General features: G+C 52.4%; 22 protein-coding genes. 16 read left to right on the forward strand and 6 right to left on the reverse strand.

The window, feature by feature from the left end; genetic code table 11:
• The first annotated feature begins 136 nt into the window (after positions 1–136).
• The 10 genes from CEE36_01585 to CEE36_01630 all read left to right on the forward strand — a co-directional run bounded on the left by CEE36_01585 (position 137) and on the right by CEE36_01630 (position 9,668).
• A complete protein-coding gene (locus CEE36_01585) occupies positions 137–832 on the forward strand; it encodes a hypothetical protein (GenBank protein ID TKJ43836.1) in 696 nt (231 codons plus the stop codon).
• Positions 833–939: 107 nt separating this feature from the next.
• Positions 940–2,526 carry a hypothetical protein gene (locus tag CEE36_01590; GenBank protein TKJ43837.1) on the forward strand — a complete coding sequence of 529 codons (1,587 nt, stop codon included), beginning with the start codon at positions 940–942 and terminating at the stop codon, positions 2,524–2,526.
• A gap of 75 nt (positions 2,527–2,601) precedes the next feature.
• The gene (locus tag CEE36_01595) at positions 2,602–2,838 is read left to right on the forward strand and encodes a hypothetical protein (GenBank protein TKJ43838.1); all 237 of its coding nucleotides are present in this window, start codon (positions 2,602–2,604) and stop codon (positions 2,836–2,838) included.
• Positions 2,839–3,217: 379 nt separating this feature from the next.
• Positions 3,218–3,856: a hypothetical protein gene (locus tag CEE36_01600; GenBank protein TKJ43839.1), complete on the forward strand. Its 639-nt coding sequence runs from the start codon at positions 3,218–3,220 to the stop codon at positions 3,854–3,856.
• Between the two features lie 92 nt (positions 3,857–3,948).
• On the forward strand, positions 3,949–5,067 hold the full coding sequence (locus CEE36_01605; protein TKJ43840.1) for a peptide chain release factor 1: 1,119 nt from the start codon (positions 3,949–3,951) through the stop codon (positions 5,065–5,067).
• Positions 5,048–5,875 carry a protein-(glutamine-N5) methyltransferase, release factor-specific gene (prmC, locus tag CEE36_01610; protein ID TKJ43841.1) on the forward strand — a complete coding sequence of 276 codons (828 nt, stop codon included), beginning with the start codon at positions 5,048–5,050 and terminating at the stop codon, positions 5,873–5,875. Before CEE36_01605 ends, prmC begins: the two co-directional genes overlap by 20 nt.
• The gene (locus CEE36_01615; protein TKJ43842.1) at positions 5,872–6,672 is read left to right on the forward strand and encodes an NAD(+) kinase; all 801 of its coding nucleotides are present in this window, start codon (positions 5,872–5,874) and stop codon (positions 6,670–6,672) included. The genes prmC and CEE36_01615 overlap by 4 nt, the downstream gene beginning before the upstream one ends.
• Entirely contained in the window at positions 6,611–8,353 is a 1,743-nt protein-coding gene (gene recN / locus CEE36_01620; protein TKJ43843.1) for a DNA repair protein RecN, read from the forward strand. Before CEE36_01615 ends, recN begins: the two co-directional genes overlap by 62 nt.
• Positions 8,350–9,036 (forward strand): hypothetical protein, encoded by a 687-nt coding sequence (locus tag CEE36_01625; protein ID TKJ43844.1) that lies wholly within the window; start codon positions 8,350–8,352, stop codon positions 9,034–9,036. The genes recN and CEE36_01625 overlap by 4 nt, the downstream gene beginning before the upstream one ends.
• A gap of 2 nt (positions 9,037–9,038) precedes the next feature.
• Complete coding sequence (locus CEE36_01630; protein ID TKJ43845.1) at positions 9,039–9,668, forward strand: hypothetical protein; 630 nt, start codon at positions 9,039–9,041, stop codon at positions 9,666–9,668.
• Between the two features lie 76 nt (positions 9,669–9,744).
• Here CEE36_01630 and CEE36_01635 read toward each other — a convergent pair whose 3' ends face one another.
• Positions 9,745–9,933 (reverse strand): hypothetical protein, encoded by a 189-nt coding sequence (locus CEE36_01635; protein ID TKJ43846.1) that lies wholly within the window; start codon positions 9,931–9,933, stop codon positions 9,745–9,747.
• Positions 9,934–10,037: 104 nt separating this feature from the next.
• On the opposite strand from CEE36_01635, the gene CEE36_01640 reads away from it, so the two are divergent.
• On the forward strand, positions 10,038–11,684 hold the full coding sequence (locus tag CEE36_01640; protein TKJ43847.1) for a hypothetical protein: 1,647 nt from the start codon (positions 10,038–10,040) through the stop codon (positions 11,682–11,684).
• Positions 11,685–11,746: 62 nt separating this feature from the next.
• Here CEE36_01640 and CEE36_01645 read toward each other — a convergent pair whose 3' ends face one another.
• Positions 11,747–15,013 carry a hypothetical protein gene (locus CEE36_01645; protein ID TKJ43848.1) on the reverse strand — a complete coding sequence of 1,089 codons (3,267 nt, stop codon included), beginning with the start codon at positions 15,011–15,013 and terminating at the stop codon, positions 11,747–11,749.
• Between the two features lie 170 nt (positions 15,014–15,183).
• Here CEE36_01645 and CEE36_01650 point away from each other — a divergent pair, with 170 nt between their 5' ends.
• Positions 15,184–15,840, forward strand: coding sequence for a hypothetical protein (locus tag CEE36_01650; GenBank protein ID TKJ44044.1), 657 nt, complete (start codon positions 15,184–15,186; stop codon positions 15,838–15,840).
• On the opposite strand, the gene CEE36_01655 is transcribed toward CEE36_01650, so the two are convergent.
• From CEE36_01655 to CEE36_01665, 3 genes are all read right to left on the reverse strand, one after another.
• Positions 15,837–16,565, reverse strand: a complete 729-nt coding sequence (locus CEE36_01655; protein ID TKJ43849.1) for a hypothetical protein — start codon at positions 16,563–16,565, stop codon at positions 15,837–15,839. The two genes, CEE36_01650 and CEE36_01655, sit on opposite strands and share 4 nt — an antisense overlap.
• A gap of 26 nt (positions 16,566–16,591) precedes the next feature.
• On the reverse strand, positions 16,592–18,511 hold the full coding sequence (locus CEE36_01660) for a hypothetical protein (protein ID TKJ43850.1): 1,920 nt from the start codon (positions 18,509–18,511) through the stop codon (positions 16,592–16,594).
• 61 nt (positions 18,512–18,572) lie between these two features.
• Positions 18,573–18,995, reverse strand: coding sequence for a hypothetical protein (locus CEE36_01665; protein TKJ43851.1), 423 nt, complete (start codon positions 18,993–18,995; stop codon positions 18,573–18,575).
• 154 nt (positions 18,996–19,149) lie between these two features.
• Here CEE36_01665 and lipB point away from each other — a divergent pair, with 154 nt between their 5' ends.
• The 4 genes from lipB to CEE36_01685 all read left to right on the forward strand — a co-directional run bounded on the left by lipB (position 19,150) and on the right by CEE36_01685 (position 22,601).
• Positions 19,150–19,833 (forward strand): lipoyl(octanoyl) transferase, encoded by a 684-nt coding sequence (gene lipB / locus CEE36_01670; GenBank protein TKJ43852.1) that lies wholly within the window; start codon positions 19,150–19,152, stop codon positions 19,831–19,833.
• On the forward strand, positions 19,833–20,738 hold the full coding sequence (gene lipA, locus CEE36_01675) for a lipoyl synthase (protein ID TKJ44045.1): 906 nt from the start codon (positions 19,833–19,835) through the stop codon (positions 20,736–20,738). The genes lipB and lipA overlap by 1 nt, the downstream gene beginning before the upstream one ends.
• 516 nt (positions 20,739–21,254) lie before the next feature.
• Entirely contained in the window at positions 21,255–21,614 is a 360-nt protein-coding gene (locus CEE36_01680; GenBank protein ID TKJ43853.1) for a hypothetical protein, read from the forward strand.
• A 51-nt stretch (positions 21,615–21,665) separates the two neighbouring features.
• A complete protein-coding gene (locus CEE36_01685) occupies positions 21,666–22,601 on the forward strand; it encodes an IS30 family transposase (protein TKJ44046.1) in 936 nt (311 codons plus the stop codon).
• Here the strand turns inward: CEE36_01685 and CEE36_01690 are convergent.
• Positions 22,592–22,888 (reverse strand): hypothetical protein, encoded by a 297-nt coding sequence (locus tag CEE36_01690; GenBank protein ID TKJ43854.1) that lies wholly within the window; start codon positions 22,886–22,888, stop codon positions 22,592–22,594. The genes CEE36_01685 and CEE36_01690 overlap by 10 nt on opposite strands.
• Positions 22,889–22,973: the final 85 nt, after the last annotated feature.

Genomic DNA, 22,973 nt, shown 5'->3' on the forward strand with positions numbered 1-22,973 from the left:
CTTGTCAACCCTATGCGCGTCCCAGGGGTATGTTATGGGTTGACATACCCCTAAAATCAGTTAAAATTAGTAAGGATTTTACTTGCCGAGTTATGGTTTTGGATAAGTAGAGAAAAATGTCCCTCAAGGAGGGAGAATGCAGAGATCGAGAGTTATCTTTGCCGTACTTATGCTGCTGGCGTTGCCGGGATTAGGAGTAAGTACAGCAGCCGCCGACAGCCTTGACATAACCCCTTACGAGATAATCTCGCCGGAGAGAGTCCAGCAAGATCCTTTCAGGCCTCGGGCGTGGTTCGCTGAACGCGGAGGCGTAGAAGTCCAGGAGCCGTCTTTGATTTGCCTTATTGTAGATCTGAGCTCTCAAGACTCGGTATACATAGACTCCATCCCTCTGTGGAGAGTGAAACCTTATGACACCATAAAAGCAACGTTTGACGAGACTGATCCCGCGCCCAACATCTACGAGATCACCTTCTGGGCGGAGAATGATTGGCCCACAAATATCAGCTACCCGCCGCTTGTGGACACCTTCTACTACAAAGTAGGTATAACGGAAACCCCTGTCCCCGGCGAGTTCAATCTGGACCCAGTCTCCCCCGATCCGACTACACGCTCTGTTACTGTGAGTTTCTCTCTAGGGCACCCTACCGAGATCACCCTTTCCGTCTATGACTTAACCGGTAAGATTGTAACCACGCTTGCGTCCGGAACATGGAACCAAGGCAGACACTCTGTGCGTTGGTATCCTTCGAACGCGCCGCCTGGCGTTTACTTTCTGCGACTTAGGACACCTGGGTTCTCAGCATCCCGCAAGGTGGTACTGCTGAACTAGATTTTTTACAACTCAGAATAAGTGTCTGCGCAGGGTTCAGGGTATAAAAAACTTGACGTGCACCTATAGATAATTATAATCGGGCAATCTGGTAAAAGGAGATCACAATGTTGCAGATAAATCTCTGGGCAAGGAGGACGCTTGCCGCTACGGTTTCCCTTTTTGTAATCTTGGCAGGCTGGCTTCCGGCTGCAACGGTTACCCCCCAGGAGGCTACAAAAGCGGCAATGACCCACATCCAATCCATGACCAACGTATGGAGCCAACTCCCATACCTTGAGAATCAAACCATCACCGTAGACAAACTCAAAGAGCTGTGTGAAACTGAATCAAACCAGCTTCTGGGTTACGTCGCCGAGCTAACACCAAGAGGATTCGTGGTACTTTCTGGAAATACCCAGCTCGCCCCGATAATTGCCTATTCGTATCGCTGCAACTTCCCATGGGAAGGGAATGCGGATAATATCCTGCGTTGTATGCTAAAAACCGACCTCGCTTTAAGAGAAAAAGCCGTCTCTATAACGGACGCAAACATCTTAAGTGCGAACAACTCTTCATGGGAGAACTACCTTGCGGGCGAAGTATTGCTTGAGCTAACCGGGCAGTGGCCCTCTCCAGGTTCCACCCACACGGGTGGATGGGTTGAAACCACCTGGCGTCAAACTTACCCTTACAATGCCTACTGCCCCAAAGATCCGGGAACAGGCAAGCGATGCGTGGTGGGGTGCGTTGCCACGGCGATGTCCCAGATCGTAGACTATCATTCCGATAGAAGAAACTACATGAGCGACATTCAACTCTACCGCTATGACAGATATGTCTCAATGATGACAAGTCCATATATACGCATTGACCAGGATTCCTCTACATACGACTTCCCCTCGTTCAACGCCCTGAATGGATACCTGGAAGATTTGAGGAATATTTACCTTGCAGATTCCACCCCGGGTTATTACGATGTTGCCGCGCTTGCCTTCACCTGCGGCATCTTTGTCAAGATGCACTACTCAAGCAGTGGGTCGGGAACCAACGTAGATCGCGTTTCATTCGCCTTGATGTTCAAATTTGGATACCCATCGGCGATGAATGTGGACAAAAACACAGCGTGGTTCTACGACACCTTAAGCCAGAACATGAAAGATGCCCTGCCTGCAGAGCTTGGTATACACTATCCGGACGGTTCATACGGCCATGCGATCGTCTGCGACGGACTGCGTGAGATTGAAGGCGAGGACGACCAGTACCATCTGAATTTTGGATGGGGACCCGACAGCCCTGGTCCGATCACAACCGCATGGTACGTCCTACCTCAAGGGATGCCTCTCGGATACAGGGTGATATCAGGCGGAGTACTATCCATCAGACCCCCTGAAGGCTCCTACGTAGCGGAGCGCGCAGAACCACATCCTTGCCGGTTCTTTATTGAACAACTCTCCCCTACCCTGCAGATCGCTCCGGCTGCACTCACCTTATCTTACGGACTCCCCTGCCCTGCAAGGGTGCGTTTGAAGATATACGACATCAACGGCCGGATGATCAAGACCCTCCTGGACGAAGATATGCCTGCCGGTTACCATCAAACAGAATGGGACACGCGAGACAGAGAGGGCCGCGAGGTCGCGTCCGGGATCTATTTCTGCGTGCTCGAAACAAAGGAAGGAATTTACAAGACAAAAGCCGTCGTAATACGATAAGAGCTTCTTCGGGCTAGGATAGTCACTAACTCCGCTGAGTTGGTGATGACGTAAACTGCTCCTTCCTCTCCATGGTTGATACATCTTCCAGCAGCACAGGCTCAGCGTGCCCCAGTCGGGTGCTCCAGTCTGTACTATTGTATCCGAACGGACGCTTCTATTTTCGACATCATAGGCCGCAAGGTTGATGAGATACGCGCCTTCGGCCAAAGCGAGACGGTAACTTGGGGCAAGAACCACAATCCGGGGGTCTACTTCATAGTGCCGAGTGAGGGTAAGGCGTCGGCACAGAAAGTCATCTTGATAAAATAACCCCCTTCCCCTAACCCCTACCCGACGGCCCCAGACGGTGGGATTAACAGGGCACACTGTCCCACCAGGGGAGGGGAATTAGATAGTAAGCGGGCCGACCTGATACCCTATGGGGCACTCAGTACCCCAAGGGGCACGCTGAGGTCGGCCCCTACATTCTCAGGCGAAAGGGAGCATTAAAGATCGCCACCATCCCTTCGGTCGCGATGACTAAGATGGTGTGTTACGGGTACGGGTGTGTTACGGGTGTTATTTCCTTGTGAACGGAGCGTAAGCTCCGAATAATTATGAGAATGCCCCGAAGGGGTACGGGTACGGGTTGACAGAGGGGTTATTTTCGGATAAGCTTACGGGCTAGAGCTATTGTAGGAGGAAGTCCATGTGGGAGAAAAAACCACGTTACGAACGACAGTTGATGCCGGGTGAAGTGCTTTTCCATGAAGGGGATACAGGCGAGGTGATGTACTTCATCCGCAAGGGCAAGATCAAAATCTCCGTAGGTGAGGAGGATCAGGAAAAGGTGTTTGCGGTGCTTAAGGAAGGTGATTTCTTCGGCGAGATGGCGGTGATTGACGGCAGCCCGCGATCCGCCAGCGCCACCGCAATAGAGGAAACGGACCTCATAATTATCGACAAGGAGTCGTTCATCTCCAAGATCAACGAGAATCCGTTGGTCGCTTACGTCATCGAAACACTTACAAAGCGGATTCGCATCCTTGATGAGCAACTCAAGTATCTTACCATCAAAAGCGACGAGGAGCGTATCATCCACTTCATCCTGGCTCGCGCCAAGCAACAGGGTACGCCGATGGATGAAGGGGTAAGCCTTGATGAGATCTCCACTGAGACTATCGCCCATATCACCGGCGTTGACATCAAAAAGGTAGCAGAATACCTGAAGCGCCTGGAAGATGTGGAGCTTATCAAGGTAGGCGACGATGAGATCATCGTGCGCAGCATCCCGGACCTGGATGAATACATCCGCTACCTCAAGCTGCGCGATAAGTTCAAGAAATAGCGAACGAGAAAAAGAAAGCCGATGACGAATGCTAAGATTTAATCATAGTGGTGTATCTCATTCACAGGTTCCCTCCTAGTTAAAGACCGCTTATGAGTAACGCAAACTCCGAGGCAAAAGGCAGGTCAAATGCATTAAGGCTTCTTGAGCGTCTTGCCCCTGTTGTTGAGGAGAAGAAAGAACTTGAGGCCAAGCTGGCCGATCAGGCAGTGATCTCCAATCCAAAAGAACTGAAAAACCTCTCCTACCGGTATAAGAGATGCGGGCAGATACTCTCCGTCGGAGAGCATCTGCAAAGCACCCTCAAGGAGCTAGCGGCCGCAGAGGAGATGCTTTCTGCAGGAGAAGAAGATGAAGGCTTTCTGGATACCATTCGGGCGGAGATTGCTAATCTTGAGAGAAAAAGGGATCGGCTGACAAGCGAGCTGCGTGCCTTGCTGATCCCGCCCGACGAGCGCTGGCAGCGCAACTGCATCATGGAGATACGAGCTGCCGCCGGTGGAGATGAGGCAGGTCTCTTTGCCGGTGACCTTTACCGCATGTACACACGTTATCTCGAACGCCGGAGATGGAGCCAAGAGGTGCTTTCTTCAAACACCACAGGGATAGGCGGCTTCAAGGAAATCGTCTTTCTTGTTAAAGGGGAAGAAGCCTTCCGTTACATGCGATTTGAATCCGGCGTGCACCGTGTTCAGCGCGTGCCTGAGACCGAGGCCTCGGGCCGCATCCATACATCAACCGTAACCGTGGCAGTGCTCCCTGAAGCCGAGGAGCAGGATCTGGCTATCGATCCCAAAGATCTTGTGATAGAAACCTTCCGCGCATCGGGCCGTGGCGGACAGCACGTGAACGTCACCGACTCGGCGGTACGCATCAGGCACAAACCAACAGGTCTGGTGGCAAGCTGCCAGGACGAGCGATCACAACATCAAAACCGCGCGAGGGCCATGCGCATCCTTCGGGCAAGGTTGCAGGATCTCATGCGCTCAAAGGAGGAGGCACGAGAGGGAGCCGAACGCAGGGGGCAGATCGGAACAGGCGAGAGGAGCGAGAAGATAAGAACCTATAACTTCCCTCAGAACCGGGTGACCGATCACCGCATCAAGGCGAGTCTCTACAAGCTTGGTGAGATACTTGCAGGCGACCTGGCAGAGTTTCACTCCCTCCTTCTTGAAGAGGAGGCACGGCGTTATGTCCAGAACGGCGATTGAGGAAGCCAGACAGGCTTCAGCAAAAATTCCCTGGCAGGAGAGGCTCTTGTTATTAGAACACGTCGCCGCAAGATCGCTGCCCGAGCTGGTGGTTGATCGAGCATACCTTACCCATGAACAGAAGGAGCAATTGATTGATCTGGTGAAGAGGCGGGAGGAGGGTACGCCTCTCGAGATTCTGGTTGGAACCGCCTCCTTCCTCGATTTCGAGTTGGAAGTCAGACCAGGGGTTTTCATACCAAGACCGGAGACGGCTGAGCTGGTAGAACGAACAGTGGATGAATTAGGCAAAGCTCCCAAGGTGATCCTCGAGCTTGGCACAGGCACCGGCGCAATCGCAATAGCCCTGGCGCGAAGCTTCCCAGAAGCCAGCCTGATCGCAACCGACATCTCCCCTATTGCCCTGAGGTTAGCTGAGCGAAACGCAGAAAGACTGAAGGAGCATATTCAATTCGTCATGGGCAATCTCTTTGAGTTTGAGGGTGCCTTAAAGCTTGAAGGAAGACTGGATCTTTTGATCTCCAATCCTCCCTATATACCCACCGATCTCCTTGCCTGGCTGCCTGGAGAGGTGCGCAACTTCGATCCTCTCATAGCGCTTGACGGAGGGTCTGACGGCTTCAGGGTAGTAGAAAGGATCCTTGATAAAGCGGAAAGGTTCCTTGCTCCTAAAGGGCTTGCAGCCATTGAGATAGACCCACTGCTTGAGGAGCCCCTTGAGCGCTACGCCGAAACCTCACCCCTGCAGTTTAAGAAGGTGGTTGACAGTTACGGGAATCTGCGTTTTCTATTTGTGAGGAGATCATGAAGATAGCGGTGGTTTACAACAAGAAAAAGCCCAACGCTACTGAGATCATCAAACGTATCGAGGGGTGGGCTAAAGAGAAGGGGCACAAACTTCTGATCTCCGCCCCACTTGATGAATCCGTAGATTTTCTTCTCGCGCTTGGAGGCGACGGAACGATGCTTCGGGCGGTCCGCGAGGCGGAAGAACTCCAGGTGCCCATAATGGGCATAAACCTGGGCGGCCTCGGTTTCCTTACCGCGTTCCCCTCCTCAGAACTGGAAACAGCCCTCGAGGACCTGGGGCAAAAGCGGGTTCGGATTGAGGAACGGATGCTTATTCGCGTGAGGTGGAGAAAAGAGGAGTTCTTCGCCCTCAACGACGCCACCTTCAACATGAGCTCGGACGCGCGCGTGATCGAGCTCTCGACCTACGTGAACGGTGAGTTCCTGACCCGCTTTACGGGCGACGGCTTGATTGTTTCTACGCCTACCGGTTCGACCGCCTACTCACTTGCCGCGGGCGGGCCTATACTCGATCCACGGCTTGAGGCGATGATCCTCACCCCTATCTGTCCACACGCCCTATCGGCAAGGCCGATGCTGGTCCCGCCCAACTACACGGTTACAGTAGAGGTAGGCTCCAAGAACCCTCCGGTGATCCTCACAATCGACGGACAGGAAAGACGCCAGTTAGAGACAGGCGAGAATGTTGCCTTCTGTAGGGCCGAACGTCACGCCCGGATCGTAATGCCCCAGGATGTTTCATTCTTCCAGATCCTTCGCCGAAAGATGCGCTGGGGAGGCATGCGCGATGCTTGAGCGGCTGCGTATCCGAAACTTCGCTTTAATCGATGCGGTGGAGCTCAATCTATCAAAGGGACTCAACGTACTCACAGGGGAAACCGGCACAGGAAAATCAATACTTCTAGGCGCGCTGTCGGTCGTGCTCGGTGAGCGTATAACGGATGAACTTTTTCGATCGGATAAAGACCCGCTTGAGGTGGAGGCGTCGTTCAGCGTCGATGATCTCAAGCTTCCCGACTGGGTAGGCGCCGATCAGGAAGGCGTGCTTCTTATCCTTCGCAGCGCCCTCAAAGGCAAGCGTGCTGCCAACTTCGTCAACCAGCGTCAGACCACCCAATCAGCACTCTCGAAACTGGGCGACGATCTCGTTGACATCCACGGCCAGCATCAGCACCAGCTTCTCCTGAAACCGGCCACCCACGGAAGATTCTTCGATGCCTACGGAGAGCTTGAAGAACTCAAGGAACGGTACGCCGCAAAGTTCAACGATTATCATAAGCTGCTTGATGGGATCAAGAGACTGAAACGCGATCTTGCCCAGCGCCGCGAGCAGCGTGACTTTCTTGCCTTCCAGCTTTCAGAGATCGCAAAGCTCGATCCCAAGCCTGGTGAGGTTGCAGAACTCAAGAGAGAGCAGGAGCTTTTGGCCTCGGCCGAACGCAGGGAAAAGATGGCAAGTCGGTTGATTGAACTCGTCTCCGAGAAGGAGGCTTCCATACTTGAAGGGCTGGCGCTTGCAACCCAGATGCTTAAGGATCTGGCAGCACTGGATCCATCACTTCAGGAGACGCTCAAAACCCTGACAGAGGCCGAGGTGGCAACAGACGAGGTGTGGCGAACACTGGTGCGCTACCGCTCCTCAATCGAGTACTCACCCCAGCGGCTGGAGGAGATAAACGAACGGTTGTTCGCCTTCGAGAAGCTCTGGCGCAAGCATAACGTCGACGAGCAGGGACTCGTCAGACTGAGGGCTGATCTGGAGACCAAGCTTTCCTCTATCGAGCTGGACGCCGAGGAGATTGCCGAACTTGAAAAGGAAGAAGCCAGGCTCCGCGCTGAGGTTGTGGGGCTTGCACGCGAACTCTCCGAGGCAAGAGAAAAGACCAGGGAGGAGTTCCAGCGTGCTGTGGAAAACCAGCTTGAAGGGTTCGCCATGCCCAAGGCCCGGCTGGCTGTTGAGTTTCCGCGGTCCAATGACCCCGACGGTTTGTATGAAGAGAATGGGGTTCGCTACCGGCTCGCTGAGAACGGCCTTGAGGAGACGCAGTTCCTGTTCTCCGCCAACCCGGGGGAGACGCCGAAGCCATTGGCGCGGATAGCCTCGGGCGGCGAGCTCTCGCGCATCATGCTCGCTTTAAAGACGGTCCTTGTAGACTCAGACCAAGTACCGGTGCTGGTCTTCGATGAGATTGACGTGGGGATAGGTGGAAGAACAGCGGAGACGGTGGGCAAACGCCTCAAGGAGCTCGGCAAGAGAAAACAGATCCTTCTCGTGACCCACCTTCCACAGATCGCGCGCTACGCCGATCGTCACTTCCGGGTGACCAAGGAGGTCAGGAAAGGAAGAACCCTCACCCGCATCAAAGCGCTGGACAGGAAAGGACGTGTGGAGGAACTTGCCCGGATGCTGGGTGGAGAGGAGATCACCGATACAGTGCGCGCGCACGCAAAAGAACTCATTGAGGGCACCGAATGACACGTACCCGTAACACCCCCCGTACCCCTTCGGGGCATTCTCATAATTATTCGGAGCTTACGCTCCGCTCACAAGGAAATAACACCCCCCGCAACACATCCCCTGACACCCTCCCGGATGCAATGCCACAGGTGGTTAAAAACCCATGGCGTTTCTGGACGGTCCCCAATATCCTTTCCCTTATTCGACTCGCTATGCTTGCACCAACGGTCTGGGCGCTGGTTACCCAACGCAACCTGTTGGCCTTCATCCTGTTCGTGGTCTCCTCTGCTACCGATGCAGTGGACGGGTGGATCGCCCGTCGCTTACATCAGGAAAGCGAGTGGGGAAAGGTACTCGATCCCCTCGCCGACAAACTCACCCTGAACACACTTGCCATGATCATGGCATTCCAGGGAAGGATACCGCTCTTTCTCGCTCTCATAGTACTGATAAGGGATGCAATTATCTTGGGAGGTGGCCTGGTGCTCTTGACCTCAAGAACCTTCGTGCCTCAATCCAACTGGCCGGGCAAGATCACCGGCGTTGCGTTCTTTGCTATGCTTTGCGCCGGCTTACTTGATGCCCGCTGGCTGCTTCGTGGATTCCTTGTCCCGCTGGTAACCGTCCTGGTGTTCATAACCGTTGTCGTATATACCCACACCTTTTTTCAACGCCTGAATCAAAAGTCCAAGGAGGGATAAGTATGCTGGTACTTGTCGTAAGCGATCTACATGGCCATTCTGTAGAGCCTTTAGTAGAGATTGAAGGTGTGGATCTTCTGTTGATGCTTGGAGATGTAACAACGGGTGCCGGTCTTGAAAAAACCAAGGAGCGGATTCAGACCCTGCGAGGAGCCTATCCCGCACTTTATGTGATCTCCGGGAACTGGGAACGGCCCCAATCCGCAGCGTGGTTTCAAGCCGAAGGCCTCAGCCTTGATGGACGTGCAGAAAGGTTTAATGGACTACTTCTCTTCGGTTTAGGTGGCTCAATTCCCACACCGTTCAACACCCCGAACGAGTTCACGGAGGATGAGTTGGCCGATAAACTGACATCCTGTCCTGAGCCAGAAGAGGATGAGCGGCTCGTGATCTGCTCGCACAATCCCCCATACGGGGCCTGCGACAGGGTGTTTTTAGGCAAGCGTGTGGGATCGAAATCCTTACGGGTTTTTATAGAGAAGCGTAAACCTGACCTCGTGTTATGCGGGCACATCCACGAGGCAAGAGGAATCGAAAACATAGAATCAACGATTGTTCTAAATCCAGGCAGCGCCCCAAAGCACTACGCCCTGATCCGAATAGAAAAAGATATCTCCGTCAACCTCTATTGAGAAAAACGAAGGTCGACCGGAATCACTCTGAATATCTTTTCTCTTGCGATCTTTTGCCTGCAGGGCAAAAGGAGCACTATTTATTCCGACAACGGATAAAGAAGGCTATCGACCGGTTGTAGGTTTTCTCCTCTTCCAGGGTGAAGTAACAAGCCGGCAGCTCTCCTTTGTCACGATGGTAGGCTACGCACTCGCAGCAGCGCCCCTTGCGCGGGCATGGCTCGTAGGTGCAGGTGCACTCAACATCATTATCGCACTCGCTCATCTGCTTCTTCCTTTGGCTTAGATCATATCCTTTAAGGAGGGTAGTGTCAACCCTTGAACTGACTCAAGACTTGCTTATACTCCGGCAATCATTGGAGGTCTTAGATGCATATTCTTTGTTTGCTAAGTGTATTCCTGCTTGGGGGAGTCGAACTTGACACCGAACCGGCGTGGAAATCCAACGACAACGACTACTCCACCGGCGGGATACTGGCCGATATTGACTCAGACGGTGATCTTGATCTGGTAACCGGCAACGGCAACGACATGGCCCGAAATCCAAATAAAGTTTATTACAATGAAGACAACATCCTTGAAGAAACGGCATCATGGATCTCAGCCGATTGGAGCTACAATGGACATATATCGCTTGGAGATATGGATGCCGATGGGGATCTTGACTTGGCGGTGGCAGGCTTTGCCTATTACATAAGTTGGCAATCCGATCCTTCGCGTGTTTATTTGAACGAAGAAGGTACATTTACTTCGAACCCTGTCTGGTTAGGCGGCAACACTTTGCAGGCGTTTTCCTGCGACTGGGGCGATGCGGACGCAGACGGCGACCTTGACCTTGCAGTGGCTGCAGGTAACAGTTATATCCCGAAGAAACAAAAGATAGTGATCTTCAAGAATACGGACGGCGTGCTCTCGGCTGAACCGATGTGGGAATCAGCGGATTCTGACTACAACATGGACGTATGCTGGGTTGACGTGGACGCAGACGGCGATCTTGACCTGGCTGTGGGAGGATATGAAACGAACCGGATATACTTCACCGAAGAGGGCACCCTTAACACAGAGGCTGAGTGGGTATCGGCTGATGCCCATCACACCATCCAGATCGCTTTTGGTGATTTCGACGCAGATGGTGACATGGATATGGCTACCGCAGACAACAACCAGATGATGGACGACGAAAGCCGGGTACGCATCTACCTTAACCATAACGGAACGCTGGATACACTGCCATTTTGGGAGTCGAAGCTGTGGCAATATCAATCCTGCGTGGCCTGGGGAGATGTTGATGCAGACGGCGATCTTGATCTGGCCGCAGGCGGCTGGTGGGAACCGGTAACGGTATACGAAAACAACGATAACTCATTCGATTCTCTGCCGAGCTGGTCGTGGAGCCCTTTCCCGAATGAGAATCTCGTCTGTGAGCAGGTAATCTGGGGCGAGGTCGACAACGACAACTGGAAGGAGACCACCGAGAACTTCGGGACTATATCTGCAGGTCATGCAATCTACCCCTCCCACTTCCCGGCGTTGGATATCGTTGAGGTTAAGATCAATGGATCGGCTGCATCTCCAGGTGGGTTTTGCTGGAATCCGGCCGACGGTTGGATTCAGATAAACCAAGAGGGTTGGGTAGAGGTAACCTACCGCTATTCTAAGTATCCTGATCTTCTGGTAACCAACTGGAATCCCCCTACAGGAAACTTCCTCTTCCTCAACACAGCCGAGGATACAAATGCAGTTGCCGAACTGCCTCCTCCTGAACTTCCTGTCCAGCTTGAAAAGACAATACTGATCCGAGGAGAACCCATCAGGCTTATGGCTTCCACTCCTCAAAGGATAGAAGAAATCTCCCTCTACGACGTGACAGGCAGATGGCTTTCCAGCTTTGCTCCAGGGGATTGTCGTGAGTTAATTGCCCTTCCCTTCGAGACCTCAAGACTTCCTCGCGGGGTGTATTTCCTCCACGTCCTAATCAGGCAGAAACCAATCACCCTGCGCTTCCAGATTGTGTGAGCATTAACAAGGCTGCCTTGTGATCAGCCATGTTCGCTTTTAGCCGAGATTACGTAAGAACCCTAAGGCTGTAACAAAGCGGCCTTGGTTATCCGCTGGGCCGTAGAAAATTCCTCTGATTCCTCGTCCGTTCGCCGCTCACGCCACCCCAGTGTGTAGATATAAACACCAGGCGCTGGACGGTGACCACTTTCCGTCAAACCGTCCCAGTGAGCCTCAAAGATGCCGCCGAACTCATAGAAAACCTCGTCTATCAGTGTACGGATGTGCTCGCCGGCTCGGTTGTAGATGCGAAGCGTCACCAGTCCCGCACGAGGGATGCTGAACGCAAACGTCGTTGAGCCGCTGAACGGGTTCGGGTAGTTGTGGATATCCAATACAGGCTCGAAGCGCGTCATGATAAGAACGCTGTCGTTCACCAGAGTAGGATCGTCGGTGTAGTAAGTCCGGATCCACACTATCCTGTGTTCGGTTACCGTGGTGTCGAACGCACCTGCTATACTGCCAAGCTCCTCGTGAGGCCTCACAACCAGACGCGCCACTACCATCTTGGCAGAATCCACAGATCCCAGATCAGGAACGCCGTCATTATCCTCGTCCAGGAGAGGGGTTCCGTCCTCAAAGCTCAGGGTATGGCTCCAACCCAGATCAGGTGCCGCGTAGCTGCCGATGTCGATAATGTCATACGTGCTGCCGAGATTGGTTACCCGAAGCAGGTATACCGCCTCCTCGCCAGGACCGATTATCGTGCCCGTGTCCGGCTCGATATCCAGCGCCACTATGTTTCGCGTGCGTGTTACCACTATCGCGCTGTCGTATACCGTATCGCTGATCGAGGAGCGAGCGTAGACTATGGTTGAATCGAAAAGACCCGGAAGCGCCCAGTAGGGCGGCGTCACGTCAAGATACAGCATATCAAATCCAGGAACACCCCCGACAAGACCGGCCAAGGTGTCCAGATCAGGGATGTCGTCACCATCGGTGTCCGCAAGATCGTTGATCCCGTCCTTGTCAACAAGCCGGTGAACCCAATCCGATTGACCAGGTTCAAAGGTAATGTCCGGAACGTCAGGACCGTTGCCGTAATTGGAAACCTTTAAAGGATAGCGAATCGTCTGACCTGAAGGAACCGAATCCAACGTGTCGGGGATGATAAGTAGATCTGGAACAGCGTTAACCGTCACGATCAGAACCGCGGTGTCGGCAACCAGCTCCACAGGGTAAAGACGCGAGGGGTAGTTCACTGAGGCCCCAGCGAGGTGGATAACAGCGCTGTCACCAGCCATAGCTGTATCAGGAACATCAACACGAACCTGGAAGGGAGCCGGTATCTCCTCAGGAAGAACATTCGGGACGTCAGGGTTGCCGTCACCATCACTATCACTAAGACCGACCAACTCAACCGGCCACGTAACAGGATCCTTGTTAGAGCTCCAGGTAAGATTGACCGTATCCTCGCGGTAAAGGCTCGTGTTTAGCGCATACACCGAGAATACCGCCGACTCATCAGGATAGGCGGACTCACGCACCGTATCCGGACCTACCTCAATACTCACCTCGAGGATAGTAGTCACAAGAAACGCTGTATCCAGTCTGGTAGTATCCCGCATGGATACGACGCTGAAGAAACAGGTATCCATAGCTCCGAAAGGCACGGTATCCGAGGGGGTCACGTCGGCTAGCACAAGAACGTTCCCGCCCTTAGGCAAGGTGTCGGTATCGGGGTTGCCGTCGCCGTCAACGTCAGGCAGGGTGCGGCCCAGCTCGTCGGAAAGGGAGGTGCTGAAGTTTAAAGAATCGCTGTTCTCTGTGAAGATGTTGATAACGTCCCATATGTTGCCGTTGTTCTCGACGTAGACCTCGTAGGCGCCGTCATCTGTTTGGCTGGTGGAAACCAGACATTCGGTATCCTTAAACTGATCCGGGTAGGCGGCAACAGCCGGGTGTATCGCAAACCAGAGAGGCAAGAAGTCTGACCCTTGACGATCAAGGCAGCTTCCCATAGTCGCCACCCCTTCAGAAGTAGTCACATGGTAGATTGCAACTGCATCGGCATCGTCCAGCGGACAGGAGTAACGGTAGAACTCGCCCCTGTCAAGGGTTCCCTCGTAGATGGTCGTCTCCTCGTTCCCTCCAGACTTTGGGGTTCTTGTTACCTTTACATCGGTACTGTCGGAGAATGCAATAACGTGAAGCCGGGAGTAAATAAGCCCAATATCAGACCATGAAACGGAGGCCTGAAGCGGAATATAGAACTCCTTTCCAAGCCCTAAACCGTCGCGGTCAATCCCTCGAACCATGTAAAAAGCAACGTGGTGTATTCCGAAGCTTGTCCATTCGGTCTGTGAAACAGAGATATCCTTGTCCGCGTGGATGTAAAGCGGCCTGCCCCCCGTAGGTAATGGAACTGCAAATCCCTTAATCTTGCCTCTCTTCTCACAGAATATCCTTCGAATTGTATCGGCAGGATTATTAAGATCAGTAACCGTTACCCATGTTTCGTCTTCCCAGGGAACGAATTGAATATCCTGGGGGGCAGTTCCCCACATATGTTGGTAGGTCATGAAATCCCGGCCAGTGAAAGTTCCGTTGAACGCAGGTACGTACATCCCGTTAACGCCGCAGGAGGTCATAGTTGATACAGGACGTGTGGCCTCTACTGAGTAAACTATGGGAGGAACATCTCCCCCCTCACGCAAGTAGTACTCGGCACTGTCAAGATCACCCTCCCAGATAACCGTTTGGTTTTCCATATTCCGGACAACCACATGGGTATTATTGTGATAGGCAAAAACAGCCAGGATCGCTTCATTAGCTGGGATCCCAGTCGACTTCGGACCTACGGACAACAACTTCGTACTGAGCGGACGACTATTCTGATCCACCGCATACCAGGTGCCTAACCCCCTCACGAAGGGATCGCCGCTGAGAACCGAGAACTCTTTGCTACCCAGAACCTCATATACTCCCCACGGTATGTCCTTGACAAGGACATATTCTTCGTTCATGAGAACGCCGGACCAAACTGAGTCGCCAGCGTCATTAAGAATCCTACAGTAGTTACTGTCCCCGTAGGAGAATATAACAATATCGCCGTAGGTGTAGGCAAAGGTAGCAAAGGTATCTTCCTCCTGGGGAATCATCGGAAGATCAAGTTTCCCTACGTAATGGGTTTGCTCCACAGTTCCCTCAAATAAAGGTGCTGGTCGGGTAGTATCCCTTTCCACATAGTCTTGCACCAATACATCGCTCGGCTCAACCGCCTGAGCCAGCCCGATTTGCACCCCCCCTAAGAGCAATATGCTCACTATTACAACAACACGCCGCATTGCTTCCTCCTAACTAAGGTTTAATTACCATAAGGATACCCCCCCAAAGGGAATTGTCAAGCCCCTTGACAGAATTCCAATCAGGCATAGAGTTGGGCATGCCCGCACCCGTAACACCCGTAACACCCGTAACACGCACACCCTTAACTCTCAGGAAGGATCGGGAAGGAATCCCAAGGATTTGTGTAAAAACCCACACCCTCTCCCCTGCTGACGAGATCGGCGAGGTGGTCGAGCGCTACGCGGCTAGGTATCTAAAGCCGGGCGACATCGTGGTGCTTGCCGAATCGCCTCTGGCCATCACCCAGGGCAGGGCGATACCAGTAAAGCAGATGCATCCCAGACTTTCGGCAAGGATACTGTGGCGGTTCGTGCGCAAGGTTCCCTACGGTGTGGGCCTACGCAATCCTTTCTCAATGGAAGCTGCAATTGAAGAGTGTGGTGTGTTACGGGTATGGTTCGCGGCGATCCTAGGTGGATTCTTGAGGATGCTGGGACGGAGAGGCGATTTCTACAGGATTGCGGGAATCCAGGCGCGGATGATTGATGCGGCAGGAACATCACCTGTCAAGCCCTACGACGAGTGCGTGCTCAAAGGGCCTAAAGAACCCTACGAGGTGGTCAAGGGATTAAAGAACCGCTTCGGGGTTGAGTTCGCGATAATGGACATAAACGACATCGGCGGCTCCTGGGCGGTTGCTGCGACTTCGAGGATCAACCGAGCGGCACTTGAGGAGCTGATGCGCGACAACCCCATGGGTCAGGGCACCCAGCTGACGCCGATTACGATCGTGAGAGCAAGAGGAACCGAGCTGCTCTTAGACTAGCGGATAATCACCTTCCTTCGCAGCCTTTGACTTCCTCCTTCCCGGACAGAAACGAAGTAGACCCCTTGAGACAGATGGGATAGATCGATCTCCGCACGAGGTTCCTCTATGATCTCGGACAGAACCCTGCGGCCAAGAGCGTCGAAGATGCTAATAGAAACATCATCTCCACTAGTATCACCAAACGATAGGTAAAGTGTGTTACAGGCAAAATTCGAGTGTAGCTCCAAGGCCCCTTCCTCCTCCAGATGCTCTTCAACAAAAGTCCCACGCACAATCGTAACTACAGTGGCCGAATCGTAAACCGTATCGTTGATCGAGGAGCGAGCGTAGACTATGGTTGAATCGAAAGAACCCGGAAGCGCCCAGTAGGGTGGAGTCACGTCAAGATAGAACGTATCAAATCCCGGAACGCCCTCAACAAGACCGGCCAGGGTGTCCAGATCAGGGATGCCGTCACCATCGGTGTCCGCGAGATCGCTGATGCCGTCCTTCGAAACAAGACGGTGAACCCAATCCGGTTCGCTTGAGGTAAAGGTGATGTCAGGTACATCGGGATCATCCCCAAAATTGAGAACCTCAAGAGGATAACGAATGGTTTGCCCCGCAGGAACCGAATCCAACGTGTCAGGAACGATAAGAAGCCCAGCAACAGGTAATGGCAACGCGTATATTCCGGAAGCCATTACTAATAAGCACACCCCCATCAACACAAAGCGCTTCATCGCTCCTCCTTTATACTCAGAGTTCTTTACTTACAAACGACCACCTTACGGGTGATGCGCCCGCTCTGCCCTCTCTTAGCTGAGATAAAGTAAACACCCCGGGGAAAGCCTGACACATCTATACTTGCCTGCGATTCCTGGATAGTCCTGGATAAAACCCTGCGGCCTGTTACATCGAATATATCAAGCTGGAGTTCTTCTCTAGCAGGATTCAAAACGTATACCACATCCTGCCCAAAGGCGAACCTAAGCTCGAAATGAGCCCCCACAAAAGGTTTCTCGCTCACGGAGCCGGGAATAATCCTGGTTATAAGAAATGCCGTATCACACTTGGTCGTATCACGGGAAGAGACCACTCTGAAGTAACAGGTATCAACAGTCCCAACCGGCACAGTATCCGAAGGGATGACGTCAACAAGCACAAGGGCGCTTCCGCGTCTAGGCAAGGTATCGGTGTCAGGATTGCCGTCGCCGTCAACGTCAGGCAGTGTGCGGCCCAGCTCGTCGGAAAGTTCGGTTACAAAATCAGGATCCAGGCTGTTCTCTGTGAAGATGTTGATAATGTCCCATACGTTGCCGTTGTTCTCGACACAGACTTCGTAGCAACCCTGGTCGGTCTCAGAAACAGGAACCCCGGGGTAAGTCTCTCTAAACTGATCAGGATAGGCGGCAACAGCCGGATGGATCCCAAACCAGAGAGGCAAGAAGTCGGAGCCCTGGCGATCAAGGCAGCTTCCCATAGTCGCCACCCCTTCAGAAGTAGTCACATGGTAGATTGCAACTGCATCCTCATCGTCCATCGGACAGGTATAACGATAGAATTCACCTCTGTCAAGGGTCCCTTCATAGATACCTGTTTCGTCCCCACCGTCTCTTGGAATCCTGGTCACTTTTATATCGGTGTTGTCAGAAAAAGCTATAACGTGAAGACGAGAATAAACGGGCCCAATAGCAGCCCATGAAACGGAGGCCTGAAGAGGGATATAGAACTCCTTTCCAAGTCCCAAACCATCGCGGTCAATCCCTCGAACCATGTAAAAAGAAACGTAGTCTGTGCCGAAGCTTATCCATTCGGTTTGGGAAACAGATATGTCCTTGTCCGCGTGGATGTAAAGTGGCCTGCCCCCCGTAGGTAATGGAACTGCAAATCCCTTAATTTCCCCTCTTTTCTCACAGAATACGTGCCAGATCGTATCTGTCGGATCACCCAGCCGGGTAACGGTCACCCGTGTTTCGTCTTCCCAGGGAACGAATTGAATATCCTGGGGGGTAGTTCCCCACATATGTTGGTAGGTCATGAAGTCCCGGCCAGTGAAAGTTCCGTTGAACGCAGGTACGTACATCCCGTTAACGCCGCAGGCGGTCATAGTTGATACAGGACGTGTGGCCTCTACTGAGTAAACTATGGGAGGAACATCTCCCCCCTCACTCAAGTAGTACTCGGCACTGTCAAGATCACCCTCCCAGATAACCACCTGGTTTTCCATATTCCGGACAACCACATGGGTATTATCATTATAGGCAAAAACAACCAGGATCGCCTCAAGATCTGGGCTAAAAGTTGACTTCGGACCTACGGACAACAACTTCGTACTGAGCGGGCGACTATTCTGATCCACCGCATACCAGCAGCCTAACCCTCTACCAAAAGGGTCACCGCTGAGAACCGAGAATTCTTTGCTGCCCAGAACCTCATATACTCCCCACGGTATGTCCTTGACAAGGACATATTCTTCGTTCATGAGAACGCCGGACCAAACTGAGTCGCCAGCGTCATTAAGAATCTCACAGTAGTTAATGTCTGAGTAAGAAAATATCACGATATCCCCAAAGGTATAGGCGTAGGTGGCAAAGGTATCTTCACTTTGAGCGGTATATCCCCATTGGGATACCTGGGGATTTGAAACCATCCCCAGGAGACTAAAGATGATAAAAAAGCACATCATCCCTCCTTGGTTTTGTTTATTGAAAATACTACGAGTTAATTGAGGATTGTCAAGCCTTGGACTAGTAGATTATGACCCTGCGTATGACGCGCTGGCTCTCCACTATCCGGGCGGAGAGGAAGTAAACGCCCGGTTGAAAATGCGAGACGTCAATCAGGGTCCGAGGACCGTCAAAAACCTCTTTATAGATACTGCATCCCAGGACGTCGAAAAGCTCCAGGTGAACCTCCCCCCCAAACGAATAGTTGAGCGCCACGAAAAGCACGTCGTGCGCAGGCTGCGGATAGACCTCCAGGCAATCTGCAAAAGTGGTGTCGCTTCCTTGAACATCTTCGTCAAAGACCTGCTCACTTGCCTCACTAACCCCAACCCACTCCTCGGAGGTAACCTCCCCTCCATCACCCCCTGAGATGTTAAGCATCGCCAAAAGGATCAAAAATTTCATCTCTACCTCCATACCCTTTTCATATACTAAGATAAGCAATAATCGTGCCAAGCCCTCCTGAAAAATAAGTTCAACAGATACTTGACTTATCGAAAAAGAGGATGTTACGATGTAGCACAGAATGTCACAGAATTACATAAAAAGATAATTCCTTCCTCGTTGACATAGACTTTCTTGCGACTAGAATCTCCCAATGGAGAAAGGATTCTTCGCCGACCTGGGCAGGATGCGGTATAAGCCAGCCTGGAATTTCCAGCTGAAGCTGTGGCAGATGCGTGCCGATGAGCAGATTCCCAACACCTTGATCTTTGTGGAGCATGAGCACGTGATAACCAGAGGCAAGTCGGCTGATGATAAGAATCTGCTGTATTCAGAGGAGGAGTTGGCAAAGCGTGGAGTTGATCTTCATTCAGTAGAACGCGGCGGCGACTTTACCTATCACGGCCCGGGTCAGCTTGTTGGATACCCTATTTTTCACATAAAAAAGGGCCTAGCCGGTATCCGGCCATTGGTGAGGAATGTTGAGAACGCCGTATCCCAGGCGATGGAGACGTTCGGGATCACCTCAAAGGGCTCGATGGAGATACCTGAGAAGTATCCGGTGGGCGTCTGGGTTGGCTGTGAGAAGCTGGCGGCGATCGGCATCGCGGTGAAGAAATGGGTTTCATTCCACGGATTTGCATTAAACGTATCCACCGATCTGGATATGTTTAAATTGATTATACCTTGCGGATTGACCAATAAAGTGGTCACCTCGATGGAGAAGATTTTAGGGCAAAAACCGGGCTTTAAAAGGGTCAAAAACGAGGTAAAAAAAGCGTTTTCCGAGACCTTCGAGATCGAATTTGAGGAAAGGAAGATGGAGGATTTTGCATGATGCGCAAACCAGACTGGCTCAGGGTGAAGCTGCCAGGCCATGGCGAGTACAGGGATGTTGATAAGATATTGAAAGATCTGGACTTACACACCGTTTGCCGCTCGGCGCGCTGCCCCAACATCGCCGACTGCTGGGGGAAAAGAACGGTAACGATTATGATCTTAGGGGATGTGTGTACCAGATCCTGCAGGTTCTGCGCGGTAACCCCAGGTAATCCAGGGGGTTATGTAGACGAAACCGAGCCTGGCCGCGTGGCCGAGGCGGTTAAACGAATGGGATTGCGGTATGTGGTGCTGACCTCGGTTGACCGGGACGATCTTGCCGATGGCGGCACGGAGCATTTTGCACGCACTATCCAGCTGATCAAGGAGCAGGACCCGAACGTTCTGGTGGAACCCTTGATCCCTGATTTCGGTGTAGGGGCACGGCATGCCGTGCCCTCCCGTCTCAAAAAGATAATTGACGCGAAACCTGACGTTATCGCCCACAACCTTGAGACAGTGGAGCGGTTGACGCCTCATGTAAGGGATCGCAGGTCAAGTTACACATTATCGTTAGATGTATTGAAAACCTTGAAAGAACTTGAACGTGGTACCATGACCAAATCAGGAATAATGGTAGGATTGGGCGAGACCGACGATGAAGTCTACCAGGCGCTTCAGGATATGCGGGGAGTAGGGGTAGAGATCGTAACCATCGGCCAGTACCTGCAGCCTACCAAGAGGCATCTGGAGGTTCAAAGATTCGTCACTCCGGAGCAGTTCGCCGAGTATGAGCGGAGAGCGTTGGAGATGGGCTTTTTATCTGCAGCCTGCGCGCCCCTGGTTCGTTCCTCCTATCATGCTGCAGAAGCTGCCTCAATCATACGAAATCGCAAGAGGATAAGGGATGAAAAACCTACTTAATTATTCTTCTTGGGGTCCCCGCGACGGTGCAAAGCAACGGCGTGGGGTGAATTCATCATATCATGCAGCGGATGTTGCCGTTCTTATAAGGAATCGTAGTTCTCGTAGGGGCCGGTCTTTAGACCGGCCCGGATATGGAGATTAATATAGCGGGCCGACCTGAAGGTCGGCCCCTACGTTCTCCACTCAGGTAGGTGGGTGATAACCGCATAACCACCACACTCAAGATTATGCCCCATATGAGATCGCCCCCCTCCCTTTGGTCGCTTGCACCCCCTTCGGGTGGTCGCGATGACAATTAGGCGGGCTTTCTTTTTCCCCTCCCCCTACCCCCTCCACCAAGGGAGGGGGATTTTATTCCTCCCCCTTGATGGCGTCAGTGCCCCCGTCGGGTAGGGAGGTGACCTCTGCGAAACAGAGGTCGGAGGAGGTGAATAAAATGCGGGCTACTCGCAATGACAAACAAAACGGGCCGACCTTCAGGTCGGCCCCTACGAGCTTGTACTCCTAGTCGGATTGACCTTTCCCAGGTGGACACAGCTCGTTAAATATCCAACCAAGGTCCATTACGTCAAGCTCTCCGCTCAGGTCAAGGTCGGTGCTGTCCAGGGTGCCTCGACATTCGTGGCATTCATAGACGAGCTTCAGGAACTTGCCCCCCACCAGTCGGGGAACCTCGTTTCGCCTTTCTTTACCATACCAAGTGAATACATCCCGGCCACCTTTAGCACTATTGCACCTTCGGCAACACAAAACAAGGTTATGTATTTCGTGAGTTCAATAATGAAGTGCAACACCTTGGAAAGCGAGAGGGATTTCGTTATTCTGAGGATGTATGCACTCAATCTACCGACATCTTGGACTGGAGGAGCGTGAGGTGACAGCGTGCCCCTTGAGCGCTTTATGCGCTCATAGGGTATAGAGAATATGCTTAGAGATGGGCGATCCATACGCGAGATGGCGCAGGTTTTAGGAAGGAACGCCTCCAGCATCTCGCGGGAGCTACGGCGCAACCGCTCACCAGTCCACGCGAGTTACCTTGATCATCGCGCCCAGGAGCGTGCGGATAGACGCAGGTCAAACGCAAGCCGCAGGATGCGATTGAAGAGTGATAAGATCAGGGATTACGTGGTGTCCAAGCTCAACCAAGACTCCTCGCCAGAGCAGATAGCTGGAAGGATCGAGATAGATTGGCCTGGTCTATCTATCAGCCACGAGGCTATCTATCAATACGTCTACCATCCTTCCACCCCCAACCGAGGAGAGCTCATCGGTTGTCTGAGGCGTTCTCACAAGAGACGCAAGAGGAAGGGTAGGGCACCAGACAAGCATAGGTCTAAGATAACGGGTAGGGTGGGCATAGAACAAAGACCATTTGAAGTCGAGACCAGAGCCAGGTTTGGGGACTGGGAGGCAGACACCTTGATCTCACGCCGGAGCAGGGCGGCTATATTAACCATGGTAGAACGCTCAAGCAGGTTGGTTCAGCTTGAAAAGTTGGATGCTAAGACCTCTACTCTGACATCTCAAGCTATCATCAGCCGCCTGCTGTGCTTTCCCAGAGACTCCAGGCATACTATCACCTTCGACAATGGCCCGGAGAATGCTGAGCATGAAGGAGTCTCCCAATCCACAGGCATAAGCTGCTTCTTCTGCGAACCTTACTCTTCGTGGCAGCGAGGAACCAATGAGCACACCAACGGACTGGTAAGGCAATACTTGCCAAAGAAGACCGACTTCGCTATAATCAGTAGTGAGGAAATCAAGTTGATAGAGTCAAGGTTAAACAACAGGCCCAGGAAATGCCTGGGCTTTAAAACCCCACTCGAAGTCGCTAACATATGTGTTGCACTTCAACGTTGAATGTAGGTTTCATTAATTTTGCAATCCGGAGGAGCATTAATCTTCTGTGGAATTATATGATCCCAAGTTAAATCCTCGGTGGCGTCGCAGTAAGAACACCTTTTTTCTTCAAACATCTTCTGATCTTCCCGAACGACATCCGACCACTTCTTCCGCCCCATTTGCAAGTCCTTGAATGTTTTCATGATAAACCCGTATTGCCCTTCCATCCCAGCAGATCGAGCGATCAACTTCGCATACTGCCAGAAGATAAGATCCCGGACAGTCTTTACAGCTTTAGGCGGCATAGATTCCTCCTCGTGACATACCACTATATCCGCAACCGCAAGCTTGTCAACTCTTCTTCTCCCCCCCTCTTCCCTGAAAGGCTTC

Source organism: candidate division TA06 bacterium B3_TA06 (assembly GCA_005223075.1).
In the GTDB taxonomy this organism is placed as follows: Bacteria; Hydrothermota; Tepidihabitantia; order B3-TA06; family B3-TA06; genus B3-TA06.